The 16315-nt window shown below is 44.3% G+C and carries 14 protein-coding genes; 2 read left to right on the forward strand and 12 right to left on the reverse strand.

Features of this window, described 5'->3' with window-relative positions:
* Window positions 1-115: 115 nt before the first annotated feature.
* From AB4371_RS21280 to nrdD, 5 genes are all read right to left on the reverse strand, one after another.
* On the reverse strand, window positions 116-1723 hold the full coding sequence (locus AB4371_RS21280; protein ID WP_081325167.1) for an ABC-F family ATPase: 1608 nt from the start codon (window positions 1721-1723) through the stop codon (window positions 116-118).
* A gap of 324 nt (window positions 1724-2047) precedes the next feature.
* A complete protein-coding gene (locus AB4371_RS21285; protein WP_017069095.1) occupies window positions 2048-2734 on the reverse strand; it encodes an ATP-dependent zinc protease in 687 nt (228 codons plus the stop codon).
* An 11-nt stretch (window positions 2735-2745) separates the two neighbouring features.
* On the reverse strand, window positions 2746-3930 hold the full coding sequence (locus tag AB4371_RS21290; protein WP_372150630.1) for an amino acid aminotransferase: 1185 nt from the start codon (window positions 3928-3930) through the stop codon (window positions 2746-2748).
* A gap of 267 nt (window positions 3931-4197) precedes the next feature.
* A complete protein-coding gene (nrdG, locus tag AB4371_RS21295) occupies window positions 4198-4665 on the reverse strand; it encodes an anaerobic ribonucleoside-triphosphate reductase-activating protein (protein ID WP_372150631.1) in 468 nt (155 codons plus the stop codon).
* A gap of 155 nt (window positions 4666-4820) precedes the next feature.
* Complete coding sequence (gene nrdD, locus AB4371_RS21300) at window positions 4821-6941, reverse strand: anaerobic ribonucleoside-triphosphate reductase (RefSeq protein WP_102394372.1); 2121 nt, start codon at window positions 6939-6941, stop codon at window positions 4821-4823.
* Between the two features lie 303 nt (window positions 6942-7244).
* On the opposite strand from nrdD, the gene AB4371_RS21305 reads away from it, so the two are divergent.
* Complete coding sequence (locus AB4371_RS21305) at window positions 7245-8120, forward strand: endonuclease/exonuclease/phosphatase family protein (protein WP_017064569.1); 876 nt, start codon at window positions 7245-7247, stop codon at window positions 8118-8120.
* 163 nt (window positions 8121-8283) lie between these two features.
* On the opposite strand, the gene AB4371_RS21310 is transcribed toward AB4371_RS21305, so the two are convergent.
* The 5 genes from AB4371_RS21310 to AB4371_RS21330 all read right to left on the reverse strand — a co-directional run bounded on the left by AB4371_RS21310 (window position 8284) and on the right by AB4371_RS21330 (window position 12312).
* The gene (locus AB4371_RS21310; RefSeq protein WP_016787649.1) at window positions 8284-8715 is read right to left on the reverse strand and encodes a YeeE/YedE family protein; all 432 of its coding nucleotides are present in this window, start codon (window positions 8713-8715) and stop codon (window positions 8284-8286) included.
* Window positions 8715-9176, reverse strand: a complete 462-nt coding sequence (locus tag AB4371_RS21315; RefSeq protein WP_010429747.1) for a YeeE/YedE family protein — start codon at window positions 9174-9176, stop codon at window positions 8715-8717. The genes AB4371_RS21310 and AB4371_RS21315 overlap by 1 nt, the downstream gene beginning before the upstream one ends.
* A 209-nt stretch (window positions 9177-9385) precedes the next feature.
* Window positions 9386-10618, reverse strand: a complete 1233-nt coding sequence (locus tag AB4371_RS21320) for a glycosyltransferase (protein ID WP_372074905.1) — start codon at window positions 10616-10618, stop codon at window positions 9386-9388.
* A gap of 109 nt (window positions 10619-10727) precedes the next feature.
* Window positions 10728-11192, reverse strand: coding sequence for a GNAT family N-acetyltransferase (locus tag AB4371_RS21325; protein ID WP_102320829.1), 465 nt, complete (start codon window positions 11190-11192; stop codon window positions 10728-10730).
* 22 nt (window positions 11193-11214) lie between these two features.
* On the reverse strand, window positions 11215-12312 hold the full coding sequence (locus AB4371_RS21330; protein WP_017060124.1) for a ketoacyl-ACP synthase III: 1098 nt from the start codon (window positions 12310-12312) through the stop codon (window positions 11215-11217).
* Between the two features lie 122 nt (window positions 12313-12434).
* Here AB4371_RS21330 and trxC point away from each other — a divergent pair, with 122 nt between their 5' ends.
* Window positions 12435-12869 (forward strand): thioredoxin TrxC, encoded by a 435-nt coding sequence (gene trxC / locus AB4371_RS21335; RefSeq protein WP_017060125.1) that lies wholly within the window; start codon window positions 12435-12437, stop codon window positions 12867-12869.
* Window positions 12870-13020: 151 nt separating this feature from the next.
* Here trxC and AB4371_RS21340 read toward each other — a convergent pair whose 3' ends face one another.
* Window positions 13021-14700 carry a GMC family oxidoreductase gene (locus AB4371_RS21340; RefSeq protein ID WP_372150632.1) on the reverse strand — a complete coding sequence of 560 codons (1680 nt, stop codon included), beginning with the start codon at window positions 14698-14700 and terminating at the stop codon, window positions 13021-13023.
* A complete protein-coding gene (locus AB4371_RS21345) occupies window positions 14693-16297 on the reverse strand; it encodes a long-chain fatty acid--CoA ligase (RefSeq protein WP_065584942.1) in 1605 nt (534 codons plus the stop codon). Before AB4371_RS21345 ends, AB4371_RS21340 begins: the two co-directional genes overlap by 8 nt.
* Window positions 16298-16315: the final 18 nt, after the last annotated feature.

The raw sequence follows: 16315 nt of genomic DNA on the forward strand, positions 1-16315 counted from the left end.
TAGGTTCATGGGGCGTTTACCATAGAAAAGCCCCGAACATATTAATGTTCGGGGCTTTTTTGTTTGTTAGTTTCGCTGGCTTTTAGTCGTTCACGACCTGAGCCAGCGACTTGCTTTATAAGCTAACCATCAGCATCTTTTTCTGGTGATCTAAGTACTCTTCATAAGTACCTTGGAAGCTCACTAGCTGTTGATCTTTTACATCAATGATGTGTGTTGCTAATGAAGAAACAAACTCACGGTCATGACTTACGAAGATAAGCGTGCCCGTGTAAACCTTCAACGCATCGTTCAGGGCTTGGATTGCTTCCATGTCCATGTGGTTCGTTGGTTCGTCCATTACAAGCACGTTGATGTCTTGCATCATTAGCTTGCCGAATAACAGACGGTTCTTCTCACCACCAGAACAGTTACGCGCTTTTTTGTTCGCATCGTCAGCAGTGAACAATAGACGACCTAGAATGCCACGTACCATAAGGTCATCGTGCTTCGCTGTACGCCATTGTGAGATCCAATCGAAGATGCTCAGGTCGTTATCAAAATCCTTAGTGCTATCTTGTGGGCAGTAACCTACCGAGGCGTTTTCAGACCATTTAACGATACCTTCGTTTTGCTCTAGCTCTTGAACTAGACAGCGTAGCAGCGTGGTTTTACCCACACCGTTCTCACCGATAACCGCAAGACGAGTACCCGCTTCAAGCAACAAGTTACCACCAGCAAACAATGTTTCGCCATCGAAGCCGTGACCAAGGTCTTGAAGTTCAAGCGCTTGACGGTGCAGTTTCTTACCTTCACCAAAATCAATAGATGGGCTCATACGGCTCGATGATTTCACTTCATCAAGCGTGATTTTGTCCATTTTCTTAGCGCGAGAGCTTGCTTGTTTTGCTTTAGATGCGTTAGCACCAAAACGGTTTACGAAATCTTGAAGCTCACTGATTTCAGCCGCTTTCTTAGCATTACTTGCTAGAAGTTGCTCACGAATCAAGCCTGATGCTTCTAGGAAGTACTCGTAGTTACCAGGGTAAACACGTAGCTCACCGTAGTCGATATCTGCCATGTGCGTACACACAGAGTTCAGGAAGTGTCTATCGTGCGAAATGATGATCATTGTACATTTACGCTGGTTTAGCTCTTCAGCAAGCCAGTTGATCGTGTGAATGTCCAAGTTGTTGGTCGGTTCATCAAGAAGCAAGATATCTGGGTTTGCAAACAGAGCTTGTGCCAATAGCACACGCAGTTTCCAACCTGGAGCAACTTGCTGCATCAAGCCGAAATGGAACTCTTCTTCAATACCCGCTTGGATTAGGATATCGCCAGCACGGCTTTCTGCTGTGTAGCCATCCATTTCCGCGAATTCGCTTTCAAGTTCTGCGACTTTCATGCCGTCGTCTTCGCTCATTTCTGGCAAAGAGTAAATGCGGTCACGTTCTTGTTTTACTTCCCACAGTTTTCTGTCGCCCATGATCACAACGTCGATAACGCTGTACTGTTCGAAAGCGAACTGATCTTGGCTTAGCACACCCAGTTTCTCTCCCGGAGTGATAGAAACGTTGCCCGAGCTTGGCGTTAATGCGCCACTTAGGATTTTCATGAACGTTGATTTGCCGCAACCATTGGCGCCGATCAAACCATAACGGTTGCCGTTACCAAATTTAGCAGAGATGTTTTCAAACAGCGGCTCTGCGCCAAATTGCATTGTGATGTTCGCGGTAGATATCAAAGAACTAATTCCTAAGCGTGTACTGACAGATAATTATTAGGCTATTTCAAGAACCTAAATAAGAAGTACGAAAGTATGGATTAAACAAAAATCGAAGCGCGGATTATATAGAGATCTCGATCACGTTGTCGAGGCTAAACAGTAAACGAATAGTAAACATAGACCATTTAGATGCTTTTCATACGTTATGGGGTGTAAATAAAAAAATCCCCACCAGCAGAACTGGTAGGGATTTCATTTATCAACACTAAAAGTCTTTTAAGCTCGTCACCTTTGAAACTATAGCTCTTCAAAACGAAAAGCTTTGATGACGAGCAGAACTTGTTATTTAGTAATTTTCTTCTGAACGTATTTTTTGCTCACGTCGACAACCGCAACATCTCTAAAGAAGCTTCTACCCAACAGAAGTGGGAAAGAAAGATGCGTTCGGTCGGCTAGCGTAAATTCAGTTTTGTCTTTTAGATCGCCAATTTGAATCGAAGCTACAACCACAGCGCGTCGTTGTGTGCCTTCTGCGCTTGATTGCTTGATCTTAACCCAGCGTTCTACTGGTAAGCTGATCTCTTCAGTTGTAATTCCGTCGTGTTCAATCTTGAACTTAACCCAGTCTTTGCCGTCACGTTCAAAATCAACAATATCAACTGCACTGATTGAAGAGGTTGTTGCACCGGTATCGACACGTGCTTTAAACGCTTCTTTTAAACCAGGAACAAACACCCACTCTTCTTCACCAAGAATCAGTTTGCCGTCACTTGTTTTTCTAACCTTCTCTACTGGTTTTTCAACAGGTGCAGGTTTTACTTCCGGCTCAGTTGGTTTTACTTCTTCAGGCTTCTCAGTAGGTTCCGTTACTTTCTCGCCTTCTGTTGCGTCAGTTTTTGAAGAGTCATCCACAACAGGTTGTTCGATTTGAGGCTTTTGCTCTGGCTCAACAGGAGCTTGAGTTGTAGCCGAACAAGCAAACAGGCCACCACTTAGCATTAAAACTACAATCGCTTTCCAATTATACATTCAGTCACCTTCTATTTTGAAACGTTTGCTATCGCTTTTGCTACATAAGGAATATGAGATTCGGAAAGGCCTGCGATATTGATGCGTCCATCACCAACACCATAGACTCCATATTCTTCACGTAATTGATTCATTTGAGTTTCTTTAAAGCCTAGTACACTAAACATGCCTTTATGGCTTTCAATGAAGTCAAATTGTGACGTGTTATAAGTATTTCGCAATTCATCACATAAACTTTGGCGCAGATTTAACAAACGTTGCTGCATTTCACTCAATTCTTGCTTCCAAATCGAGGTTAGCTCTTGATTCTGAAGAATTGTTTTAACCAAAGCTGCACCATGATCTGGCGGCATTGTGTAAGTTGAACGAGCAAGCGTTAGAAGCTTACCTTTAGCATTGCCAACGTGTTCGTTGTTTTTGCCAATCACGATAGCGGCACCCGTTCTTTCACGGTATAAACCGAAGTTCTTCGAGCAAGATGTCGTAATCAACATCTCTTCGACGTTGTTAGCCATGTGTTGAAGACCTTTTGCGTCTTCTTCTAAGCCATCACCAAAGCCTTGGTAAGCAATATCAACGAACGGCAAGAAGCCATTTTTCTGCGATAGTTTGGTAATTTCCTGCCACGCCTCAAAGTCGATATCCGCACCCGTTGGGTTATGACAGCAACCGTGCAGTAGTACCACATCTGATGGACCCGCTTTTGAAAGGTCATCCAACATTCTTGCAGTATCAACTTGCTTCGTTTCAGGACTGAAGTAATTGTAATATCGAACTTTTAAGCCTGCCGCTTCCATCACCGGTTTGTGGTTAACGTAGCTTGGGTTTGAAATCCAAACCGTGGTGTCTGGTTGAGAAACTTTCATTAAGTCACCCAACATGCGAAGTGCACCACTTGCACCCGGTGTTTGAATCGCAGCAACGCGATCCATTGCAGAAGTCCCTTTAAGCAGCAGATCAACCATGCTCTGGTTGAACTCTTCACAGCCTGCTAGGCCAACGTAAGCTTTGGTTTTCTGCGTTTCAACAACGATATCTTGAGCCATAGAAACGGCTTTCATGATCGGAGTTTCGCCTTGATCGTTTTTGTAAACGCCAATGCCTAAGTCGACTTTATCAGTACGAGTATCGCCGCGGTAAGCAACAGAAAGAGATAGAATTGGATCTAAAGTTGGTTTTGGTAGATGTGAAAACATGAAAGTCACAACCCTTTGAAATTCAAGTAATGACCTCCAAGTTATCATTTTATTTACAATTTAAGAAACAGAAATTCATCAAAGTTTTGATTTTTAGGAGATAACTCTAGTTGAATCCAGTACATCCTAGCAATCCCTACTCCAGATAGTTCAATATTCCATCAATTTACAAATTTAACTACGTCATAAAATAAAAAAAAGCCTCAGCAGAGGGCTGAGGCTAACTATTTGTACTAGTGTAGTATGTCGTAAATTTACGTTAGTCCACTAAAGCTGGAACCGATGGATGATTTGGTTTGAACTACCACGCCAATCCAACATTGGATCCGCTTTATCTTGCTCAAAACGACCATCAATCAAAGTATCTACATATTCAAGTACTTGCCTCTGCTTTTCGTCGAGTTCGTCGAGCTCGTAGCCCGTCCACATCCAGATGTCTTTGCCTTCACATTCTGCTTTTACACGCTGAACAAGCTTAAGCACTTCAGATACATTTGCAGGATGAAGAGGATCACCACCTGAAAGCGACAAGCCACGACGCTTGATTCGTGGATCATTGAGATCAGCGATAATGTGGTCTTGCAGCTCTTGAGTAAACAAATGCCCGGAGTCCAACCTTTGCGTTGATTGGTTATAACACCCGCGACACTGGTGTACACAACCCGACACAAACAAAGTGCAGCGTGTTCCAGGGCCATTTACAACGTCGATTGGGTGATATTGGTGATAATTCATAAGGCAGTATTGAAAACTCGTGATGGCTTAATGGTTTAACTCGAAAAGTAGCGAGAGTTGAAACAAATGAATTGGTATCGACATAGCGCCGATACCAAACATATTTCTTGAAACGTAGCTCTTCTAAGTAAGCTAGCTAATAATCTTAGAGCTTACTAAAGATGCTTCACGCGGCGTTTAACTTCTTCTTGCTTACCGAAGTTAAATGGTCGTGCATCTGGGCTACCAAGGTAACCACAAACACGGCGCGTCACCGATACTTTGGTTGAGTCATGGTTGCCACATTTAGGACACGTAAAGCCCTTACTTGTACAGTCGAACTCACCGTTGTAACCACATTCGTAACACTCATCAATCGGTGTGTTAGTGCCGTAGTAAGGAACACGTGTGTAGCTGTAATCCCATACGTTTTCTAGTGCTTCGATGTTCTTCTGCATGTTCGGGAATTCGCCGTAACAGATAAAACCACCGCTAGAAATTTCAGGATAAGGCATCTCGAAATCGATCTTGTCGTATGGGTTCACTGTCTTCTGCACATCTAAGTGGAAGCTGTTGGTGTAGTAACCACGGTCTGTCACACCATCAATCACACCAAATTCTTTGGTGTCGATGCTGCAGAAACGGCTACATAGGTTTTCACTTGGTGTGCCGTATAGGCTGAATGCGTAACCTGTCTCTTTCGTCCAAGATTCCACTTCACGCTTCATGTACTCCACCAGCTCAAGCGCTTTAGCACGCATTTCGCCATCGTCGTACAGGTGAACGTCAGTACCGTAAAGCGCAGTCATTGCTTCGTGGATACCAATGTAACCAAGAGAAACAGAAGCACGGCCGTTCTTAAAGATATCAGCGATAGAGTCGTCTGCTTTCAAGCGAACGCCACATGCACCTTCCATGTATAGGATTGGAGCAACACGTGCTTTCACGTTTTCTAGACGAGAAATACGAGTTTCTAATGCACGACGAGCCAGCTTGAGTTTATCATCAAGCAGTTCGTAGAACTTAGCCATATCTTGTTTTGCGTTAATCGCAATACGTGGCAAGTTCAAGCTAACAACACCTAAGTTGTTACGGCCTTCGTGAATCAACTCACCATTTTCTTCGTAAGTATTCAAGAAGCTACGACAACCCATAGGAGTTTTAAATGACCCTGTCACTTCTACTACTTTGTCGTAGTTAAGAATGTCTGGGTACATACGCTTAGACGCACACTCTAGCGCTAATTGCTTGATGTCGTAGTTTGGATCTTGCTTCTGGTGGTTCAAACCATCTTTGATCGCAAATACCAGTTTAGGGAACACGGCTGTTTTACGGTTCTTACCCAAACCTGCAATGCGGTTTTTCAAGATTGATTGCTGAATCAATTTCGAGCCCCAGCTTTCACCTAAACCAAAACCAAACGTCACGAATGGTGTTTGACCATTAGCGGTGTGCAGCGTGTTTACTTCGTACTCCAGAGATTGGAACGCGTCGTAACACTCTTTCTCTGTGCGAGAGATAGCAAAAGCTTCTGGGCTATGAATGTCCCACTCTTTCGCTAGCGATAAGTGCTTCTCGTAGCTCGCCATAACGTAAGGTTCAAGAACCTCATCGATGCGGTTAATCGTTGTGCCGCCGTAGATGTGACTCGCCACTTGCGCGATGATCTGCGCGGTTACCGCTGTCGCCGTAGAAATAGACTTAGGTGTGTCGATTTCCGCGTTACCCATCTTGAAGCCATGCGTTAACATGCCTTTCAGATCGATAAGCATGCAGTTAAACATTGGGAAGAACGGTGCGTAGTCTAGATCGTGGTAGTGAATATCACCACATTCGTGAGCATGTACGATATCACGTGGCAAAATGTGAGTTTTTGCATAGTGTTTAGCCACGATACCCGCCAGCAGGTCACGCTGAGTTGGGATTACTTTGCCATCTTTGTTTGCGTTTTCATTGATTAGATCAACGTTGCTTTCTTCGATCAAACCTTCGATCTCACGAGTTAAAGCGCTTTGCTTCTCACGGGCGATGTCGCGGTCATGACGATATTCAATGTAGGCACGAGCCAGAGACTTGTATGGTCCCTGCATTAGCTCGTTCTCGACCATGGTTTGAATTTCAGAGATATGAACTTCATCGTAGTCTTCGAGCTTCAACTCAACTGCTAATGCCACATTCAGTGCATAAATAGCAATTTCCTTATCGGCTTTGTCTGATGCTGCTTCCACTGCAGCTTGGATGCGATCTCTACTGAATGGAGCTCTTGAGCCATCACGCTTGATTACGATTGATTTCACCACTTCTCCTTACTCTTGAGGTATTCACAGACTTATCCACAAACACACTATATAGAGCGATTTATCGTTTAACTAACACTAGATATTGTGGCGTATTTAACGAGAACCACCAACTTTGAGTATTGATTTGGATCAATAAAAAGAGAACGCTGACTAAGATCAATTCAATATTATTACGCTAGTTCTCAAGTCGAAAAGAAACAATGTAACAATAAAAAAACTCCTAAAAAGAGTTGAATTTTTGGTAAGTGTTGTAGGATAACGGCTCATCAATATTGGCAGACAAAATTAGGGATATTTGGCATGAAACGACTTCAAAACTGGATAATGTTAGGCTGCTTACTCAGTAGCCAGACATTTGCTGAACCTTTGACCATATCCAGTTGGAATATCGAATGGTTATCAACCAACGAGGCTGTGAATAAGTTTTCTGACAAACGTGATCAAGCTGATTTCGACAAACTCGCAACTTATTTTCAATCCTTAGACGCAGACGTGGTTGCGTTTCAAGAAGTCGATAACGTAAATGCCATTCAGCGTGTGGCTGGTGATCAATACAAGATATTGATGTCTGACCGGGCGCTATCTAAGAACAGCAACCGCCAATTTAAAGAAGTGAACCAATACACGGGATTTGCAGTTCGTAAAGGAGTAGCCCTCACCGACTACGCTGACTTTCCGCTTGAAACCACATCCAACAGTAAACTTAGGTTTGCCAGCTATATCGTTGTAGAAACAAACTTTAAACCCATTCACATGTTGTCTGTGCATTTAAAGGCAGGTTGTAGCGGAGCGTATAAGTCCAACCGCGATTGCTCTCGTTTAAAAGAGCAAGCTCAGCAACTGAACAAGTGGATAAAGCAAAGAGAGCGCAATAACGAAGACTACGCCATTCTTGGCGACTTTAACCATAACCTCGCTTACTCACGAGATTGGATGTGGAAAGAGTTATCACAATATACTGATGCGCAGTTAGCGACACGAAAGACCCGTGCAGATTGTAAGGTACGCTCTAACCGCAACAATTATCGCACACATCAGTTCCGCTCTGTTATTGATCATATTGTGGTGAGTGAGTCGCTAAATGCTTCTCCTGCAAAGCAGAAGGTATTTGAAACACAAGATGTTCTGGACTACAAACTCAGCGACCACTGTCCAGTTTCAACGACTATTAAATAGTAGATTTTAGATAACAGCAGATTGTAGATAACTGAAAATAATAGAAACAGTAAATATAGAAAGAGGCTGACTGACTTTCGTGCTGAAAGCGAGTCAACCTCTATGCTTGGTCAGTTCAGAACGGATAACGTCAAAGCCAATGTAATCAGCTATAAGCTTGCTACTAACACGTTTTGTTCATACGATCCGCCAGCCACATTCCCACCAGCATGCTTATCATAAACACCCACACCGTCGGGTTGCCGCCACTTAGGCTGGTTACCGCAGGGCCTGGGCAAAAGCCAGCAATCCCCCAGCCTAAGCCAAACGCTGTAGATCCAAGAATCAGCTTTCTGTCTATCAACGGATTGTTACGGCTATCTAACGGCTCGCCATTGATGGCTTTAGCGCGCTTTTTAATGACCAGATGATAAAACGGTGCAAAGACCAATAGCGCGCCACCCATGACGAATGCCAAACTAATGTCCCAGTTACCGGTAATGTCTAAGAAGCCGAGTACCTTCTCAGGATCAACCATCCCTGAGATGATCATGCCAGAGCCAAAAAGAATACCTGCCACCAAACCGATAACGATAGTAAATGAAGCGTTTTTCATTATGCCCCCAAGCCAGTCAGATTCTTGATAAACACGGTTACGATTGCCACACCCATAAATACACAGGTCGCAACAATAGAACGTTTAGATAAACGCGCCATTCCGACAATGCCATGCCCGCTAGTACAACCGTTCGCTGTTTTAGTACCAAAGCCCACCAGAAGGCCAGCAATAATCACTAAAGCGAGATTCATCTCTTCTAACTGCGGAAGTTGGTAGCCCGTCGGAATTAATAGCCAACCACTTGCGACCATTCCCACAACAAAGGCGATACGCCAGTGTTTTTCGGTGTTTGCTGTATCCGCATCTTTACGTTCTTTGTTGCTGGTGCCAGTTGGCAATAATCGGCTGACAATGCCACTAATGCCAGCAACTCGACCAATCCCCAACATTAAAACAATGGCCGACACGCCTAACAACATGCCGCCGAAAAAAGCATCCCAAGGAATCAAACTAAGCACAAACCTCTCCTATCCACAAACATCATAAACTCATAACAACCTATAAATTAGAGTTTACTAATAAATATAAATTAGTCAATGCTAATGTACTGCGAGTATGTGTCGTTTTGTAAGTCTGGAATTAACAAGCGCCCTGCATGAAAAAAGCCCCTAGGCGTTAACCTAAGGGCTTATGATTTAATTCGGTTGTATTGGTTGTATTATGTAAGCTACTTAGTCTTGTTCTTTTCAGCTATCCACTGGGACATATACTTCGTGCTCGCCATGCTGTGGTGCTTAAGCATTGAACCAAAGAAATTATTCAGTCGATGCGCATCAAGCTCAGAACCTAGCGCAGTCAGTCGCTCGATCAATTTGTCGCCCAGTTGATTCTGTTCATAGTGCGCTTCAAGAATTGAATGACATTGGCTTTGAGCTTTAAGCCATTTCTTTTCATCTTTATAAAGAGCGACAGCTTGTTCAACAAACTCATCAATATCATCTGACACTGCACCCGGCCATTGCAGTTCACCTTGCGGTAGCATGCCTTCACTGCCGATCTCGCTGGTTACATTCGGAGTTTGCAGCTTCATCGCATCAAGTAACTTGCCTTTAATGCCAGCGCCAAAACGTAATGGCGCAACACAAACACGTGCATCTTCCATCACTTCTTGAGCATCTTTAGCCCAACCTTTGATATGGAAACCGGTTTTTGGATTATGCAAAGCGGTTGCTTTCGGCGGCGGATAAGATCCGTAAATATGAAGTTCACTATCAGGCAACTGCTTACGAATCTTCGGCCAAATCTTCTGTAACTGAAGCACTGCATCCCAGTTAGGCGCATGTCTAAAATTACCTATCGTCATGAAATGCTTACGTTCTTCAAAGCTTTTCGTACTTTCAGGCAACGTGTTGAGATCAACCATGAACGGCAGGTGATGTAATAGTTTTGGATCGATATTGAACTCAGATTGGAGCAATTCCATCTCGTAACTTGAGATGATCAACGAAAGATCACAGCGCAGGATTGCAGCGATTTCACGTTTCGCCAAGTCACTGTACAGGTGCTCTTTCGTTAACTCTGTCTCTTTCTTAACAGCTTCATGTCGAGCATTGCGTAGGAATTGTAAATCTTCAGTATCCAGTAGCTTAAAGGCATTGGGACATACCTTCTCGACGCGCCAGCCGAATTGCTCTTCCATCATAAAACGGTCAAACATCACAACATCGGGCTGCAGCTCTTCAATGTAATCGTCAAAGCTATCGCAATTTAACTGAATAGATTGGCTTGTAATGCCCTCTTCAGAAAGATCAATCATATGCTCGGTTTCTTGAGCTGGCGTTGCGAACTCAACGGGCCAACCTTGTCTCTTGAACAGTCGTAAAAGTGACATCATATGGCTGCCAGCCGCCGATGAATTCGGTTCTGGCCAAACGTAGCCAATTGCTAAAACTTTCTTCAAAACACTTCCTAAGAAATAACAAAAGGGACTAACTTAGCCCCTAATAAAACGTTTATCGATCGTGGTCGACTTATATTGCTGATTATAATGAGTTCTAATCACTCAGCGATCAGATTCGCTCACCTACATTGCGAGCTATCATAAGCACTTCATCGGCTGAGTGAAGGTTTGAAATCGTGGTTTCGACTTCTGCGCCCAATGTCGACTGATAGAGCTTTTGTGCAAAGTTATCTGCTCTGGTGGTCACTAATACATGTTTTAGTGTCGAGCCCTGCTCTGATAGCTTCTGCTTCACTTGAGGCAAAGAGTCTAGAATCAGCTTTTTGCCCAATCCTTGCCCCTGAGCACTCGGTAACACAGCAAGTTGTTCTAGCTCCAAAACAGCTTCAGGCCTAAACCCACTCTTTTGAACCCAAATAATGTAGCCGACAATCTCGCCATCGCTTTCAGCAACAAAGTTAAGAAAGCGTGGCGCAGCATTTAAGTTACATTGTAACCAATTTTTTGAGTTTTGCTGTCGAACAAAAGTAGCTTGGTGAACTAAAGCCGCTCCATCGAGGTCGGCTTCTGTCATAAAACGAACTTGCGCCATGCTGCTACTCATTCTCAGAATTAGGACGCGTTTTACAGTGTAAAATGGCTCTCTCTAGAAGTTCTAATGCCGAGCTATCTGCTTCTGGAAGCTTAGCGTCCGATTGACCTAACGGATCAACACGGCTACCCCACTTAATATGGCCTGCCCCCCAAGTTAAACCGGCACCGAATGCCGCCACAAGGATGTTTGAGTTCGGTTTAACAAAGCCTTGCTCTAACGATTCACACAATGCAATTGGCACAGTCGCAGCCGACGTGTTGCCATAGTTTTGAATGTTCACAAACGCTTTCTCACGTTCAATGCCCGCCATATCACACAGAGTTTGAATAATTCGGATGTTCGCTTGGTGCGGAATCACAACATCGATGTTTTCAGTTGAGATGCCAGTGCGACTCAATACTGTATGTGCTGCAGCGCCCATTCCTTTCACTGCACGCTTGAAGATCTCTTTACCAACGAAATCAAAATCCCAGTAACCGTTATCAGCAGCAAAGCGGTCCATAGACGTACCGAATTTTGGTACTGCTAGAATGTCACGGCCCTCTGCGTCACAACCGATTTGAGCTTCTTGTAAACCCACTTGTTCTTCAGTACGCGATAAAACCACAGCGCCAGCGCCATCACCGAATAGAACCGCAGTATCACGCTTGGTCCAGTCGATGAAGAATGAAAGACGCTCTGCACCCACAACGATCGCATTGCGGTAGTTGCCCGCTTGAATCAATCGAGTTGCTGTTTCAACACCGTAGATAAAGCCTGTACACGCTGCATTAAGGTCAAAAGCTGCTGCGCTCTTGATGCCTAAGTTCTGTTGAACTTTAGACGCGGTATTTGGAATAAGAGAGTCTGGACTGCACGTCGCTACGATCACAAGATCGATATCTTCGGCTGTTAAACCAGCACACGCCATTGCATGTTGAGCAGCAACGGTCGCTAGCTCAGAGGTATTTACATGACTGATACGACGATTTTCGATACCAGTTCGAGTACGAATCCACTCGTCAGACGTATCAATGAAAGTGCTTAAATCATCATTGGATAGCACGGCTGGTGGCAGACACTTTCCCCAGCCCGTAATTTCAGCGTAAAATTTTGTCATCATTTACCTGTTTATTGTTTGTTTTTATTTGAGTATCTTATTCTTGTTTTAAACAGTATAAGCGTTCCGTACATGATTCGTAAATCGCGTTAGGCACGGAGACGCAATAAAAAGAGAAAGTTATGTCTACATTCAACACACGTTGCCCTTCTTGCGGTGGCGTAAACCGAGTTCCTTCAGAAAGAATTTCAGAAAGCCCTACTTGTGGTAAGTGCAAAAACGCACTTCTAGACGGTGCACCAATCGAAGGTACGTCACTGAATTTCCAATCAATTTTGAACAGTTCACAGCCTGTCGTTGTCGATTTTTGGGCGACATGGTGCAACCCATGTGTAGGTTTCGCACCTGTATTTAGCGATGTCGCTAAAGAGCGCGCTGGCGATGTTCGATTTGTTAAAATTGATACCGAAGCTCAACAGCAACTGGCGGCTATGTATCAAATCAGAAGCATCCCAACGGTGATGGTGTTCAAGAACGGTCAACGTGTTGATACGATTAACGGTGCGTTACCAAAAGGCCAATTTGATCAATGGCTTAATCAAGCTCTAACCAAGTAACACTATTATTTAAGCTATTGGTTAAGCTATTGGTTAAGCGATTGTTTAAGCGATTGTTTAAGCGATTGATTTAGCTTTTGCTTTGTTCTAAGTAAGCACACAAAAATAGGTTAGAGAGTCTTACCAAATCAAGACTATCTAACCTACTGTTTTATTTATGGTTATCACTTAACTTCTTGAATAAAACCACAGCTTCGCCTTTCGCTTGAATACTAGATTCTTGCTTGCCAAACCCGTATTGCTGTTTGATTTGATCTGCGACTTTCTCAGCAATCATAATGGTTGGTGCATTGGTGTTTGCCCCAATCAGTGTCGGCATCACAGAAGCATCAATGACTCTCAAATTATCCAATCCATAAACTTTGAGATCTTTATCTACCACAGCTAAAGAATCGCTACTAGGTCCCATTTTACAGGTCCCGATCGGGTGATACTGAGTGTCTGCACGATTGCGAATATCTTGCTCGATAGCCTTGTCATCACTGGCGTCCACAGGGTAGAAAGCATTGCCTCGGATATCATCAAACGCGGAACTCTCTAACATTTGATACTGCTTCTTCCAGCCCTTAATCATGATCTCCATGTCTTCAGGATGACTGAAAAACGCAGGATCGATCTTAGGCGGATCATAGGGATCATTACTATTGAGCGTTACGGTGCCGTAGCTCTTCGGTCGCAATAAGGTGACATGAGAGGTAAAGCCATGACTGGTATGGATTTTTCTTGCATGGTCATCAACAACAGCGACCACAAATACAAACTCTAAATCCGGCACGGCAATATGATCTTCGGAACAAAGAAAACCAATCCCTTCAGCAAAGTTGCTACTCATTTTCCCGCGTCGTTCTTTGTGCCATAGCGGAAGAGCTTTGGTCATTTCAGAGGCCATTTGCAATGAAATGCCGAAGGTTTCGCGCTTTTCGCTGCATTTGTACGAATGCACTAAGTCGATATGGTCTTGGAGGTTCTTGCCTACTCCAGGCAACTCATGAACCTGTTCGATTCCATGTGTCTCTAGTTCAGTTTGAGCACCGACACCAGACAGTAACAGCAATTGGGGAGAACCAAACGCGCCAGCGGAAAGAATCACTTCTTTGTTGCATCGTATCTGATAACGCTTTCCGCTAGAACCATATTCAACACCAATCGCCTTCTTGCCTTCAAACAAAACCTTATGTGTGGTGGCTTTAGTCACGACCGTGAGATTCGATCGTGAAAGGTTTGGCGTTAAGTAAGCCTTGGCAGCACTGCATCGTTCACCATTCAGCTGTGTTACCTGCGTCGGCATCGCCCCAAACTGAGCAGCGCCGTTAATATCCTCATTGCGAGGGACACCTATCGATTCACACGCCGTTAAATAACGTTCCAACATAGGGCTTGGCGATCTAAGATTGGCCACATTAAGAGGACCACCTTGGCCATGGAACTCATCTTGGTGGACTTCGTTGTTTTCTGCTTTCTTAAAGTAAGGCAAACAGGATTCATAGTTCCAGCCAGCATTGCCCAAGCTTTCCCATCTATCGTAGTCATAGCGATGTCCACGAGCGTACATCATGGCATTGATAGAGCTAGAACCGCCAAGTGTCTTACCTCTAGGCTGATAGCCTTTACGACCGTTCAAACCCGGCTGTTCAACCGTTTCGAATGCCCAATTATTGAGTTTGGTTGGCATCATCGCCACCACGCCAACGGGTGTGTGAATGAATGGGCTGGTGTCTTTACCACCCGCTTCTAACAAGCAAACCGTCACATCAGGATCTTCCGACAGCCGAGAAGCCATCACACACCCAGCTGAACCACCGCCAACAATAATAAAATCATAACTATCCATTTGCCATCTCCGCTATTTCTAGTGGGTGTAACTCACGCTTCAAGATTTTTCCGGTTGCTGTCATGGGTAAGGCTTTACGAATGAATACCTTACGCGGGTATTTGTAGTCGGCGAGTTGCTCACGACACCATGCTATCAAGGCGGCACTATCACATTGCGTATGTTCGTGAAGAACCACATGCGCGTGGATCTCCTCGCCTAAATGTTCATGATGCTCGCCTACCACCGCGACCATTTCGACATCGGGGTGACACATCAACACTTCTTCGACTTCACGTGGATAAACGTTGTACCCACCACGAATAATCATGTCTTTAACACGGTCAACAATGAACAAATTGCCATGCTCATCGACGCGACCGATATCTCCCGTTAAGAACCAACCATCACGAATAGATTCAGCTGTCGCCTCTGGCCTTTGATAATAGCCTTTCATCACACTTGGGCTTTTAATGCAGACTTCGCCGAGTTCACCCATAGCGACAGAGTTGCCTTGTATATCAGTAATCTTGATGAGGTGGCCACATAAAGGCTGACCGACACTACCCGATAAACGATCGCCATCAATATGATTAAAGGTCGCAACCGGCGCCGTTTCCGAGAGCCCATAACCTTCTAAGACTGGTAATTCAAAACGAGATTCAAACTGTCGTATAACCTCAAGCGGCATAGAAGCACCGCCAGAAACACCTAACCTCAAGCTGTGTTTAACCTGTTCAGAGCGTTTGCTTGTGTTTTCTAAACTATCAGAAGACTCTTCTCCCGCCTTTAATAGCGCGATATACATAGTAGGAACACCCGCAAACACGCTGACTTTATGGCTAATGATCTGTTCAATAACCAATGACGGTTCAAAACGAGGAATCAACACCATGGTGGACCCTGTTAGCACACTCGCGTTCATCATCACCGTCTGACCGAAGCTATGAAATAAAGGCAGTGTAGCCATTGTGGTGTCGCTGTACTCCAATCTCATTAGATACTGTGACGACATCGCATTGGTTTGCATGTTGGTGTGGGAAAGCTCAGCCCCTTTTGGTTGACCCGTCGTGCCAGAGGTATAAAGGATCACAGCGGTATCATCGCCATGACAAGCCACAGACTCAAAAGGAGTAAAAGGTTGTGCCAACCAATCAGCGATTGATTCATGCTCCCCATTACTTTCTAAAGTAGTGTCTGTGTTTGTTGGGATAGGCATCTCGACAAAGTGTTCACAGTGGTTTGCCTGCTCAAAACCTTGTAAACCATAGCGACCAATTGGAAGCTCTTCACTGCCGTCAAAACATAAATAGGCCTTCGCGTTAGAGTCATTAAGGTGATAAGCGATCTCTCTGGCCTTGAATAGCACGTTCAAAGGCACGACTACACAACCCGCTTTTAGAATCCCGTAATAGGCTATCGGAAAGTAAGTCACGTTCGGGCATGACAACGCTACCTTATCTCCGTTCTGCAACCCAAGTCTTTTCAAGTTAGCAGCCACGTTTCCAGAAAGTTGTTCTAACTGAGAAAAACTGATTTCATCCGATCCCATACGCAGAGCGGCTTTAGTTGGAAAAAGCGAAGCGCTACGCTCCAAATTAACAGCAAGATTGTGCATCCATGATCTCCTTGTGCG

This window comes from Vibrio sp. 10N.261.51.A3, from assembly GCF_041471965.1.
GTDB lineage: Bacteria > Pseudomonadota > Gammaproteobacteria > Enterobacterales > Vibrionaceae > Vibrio > Vibrio crassostreae_C.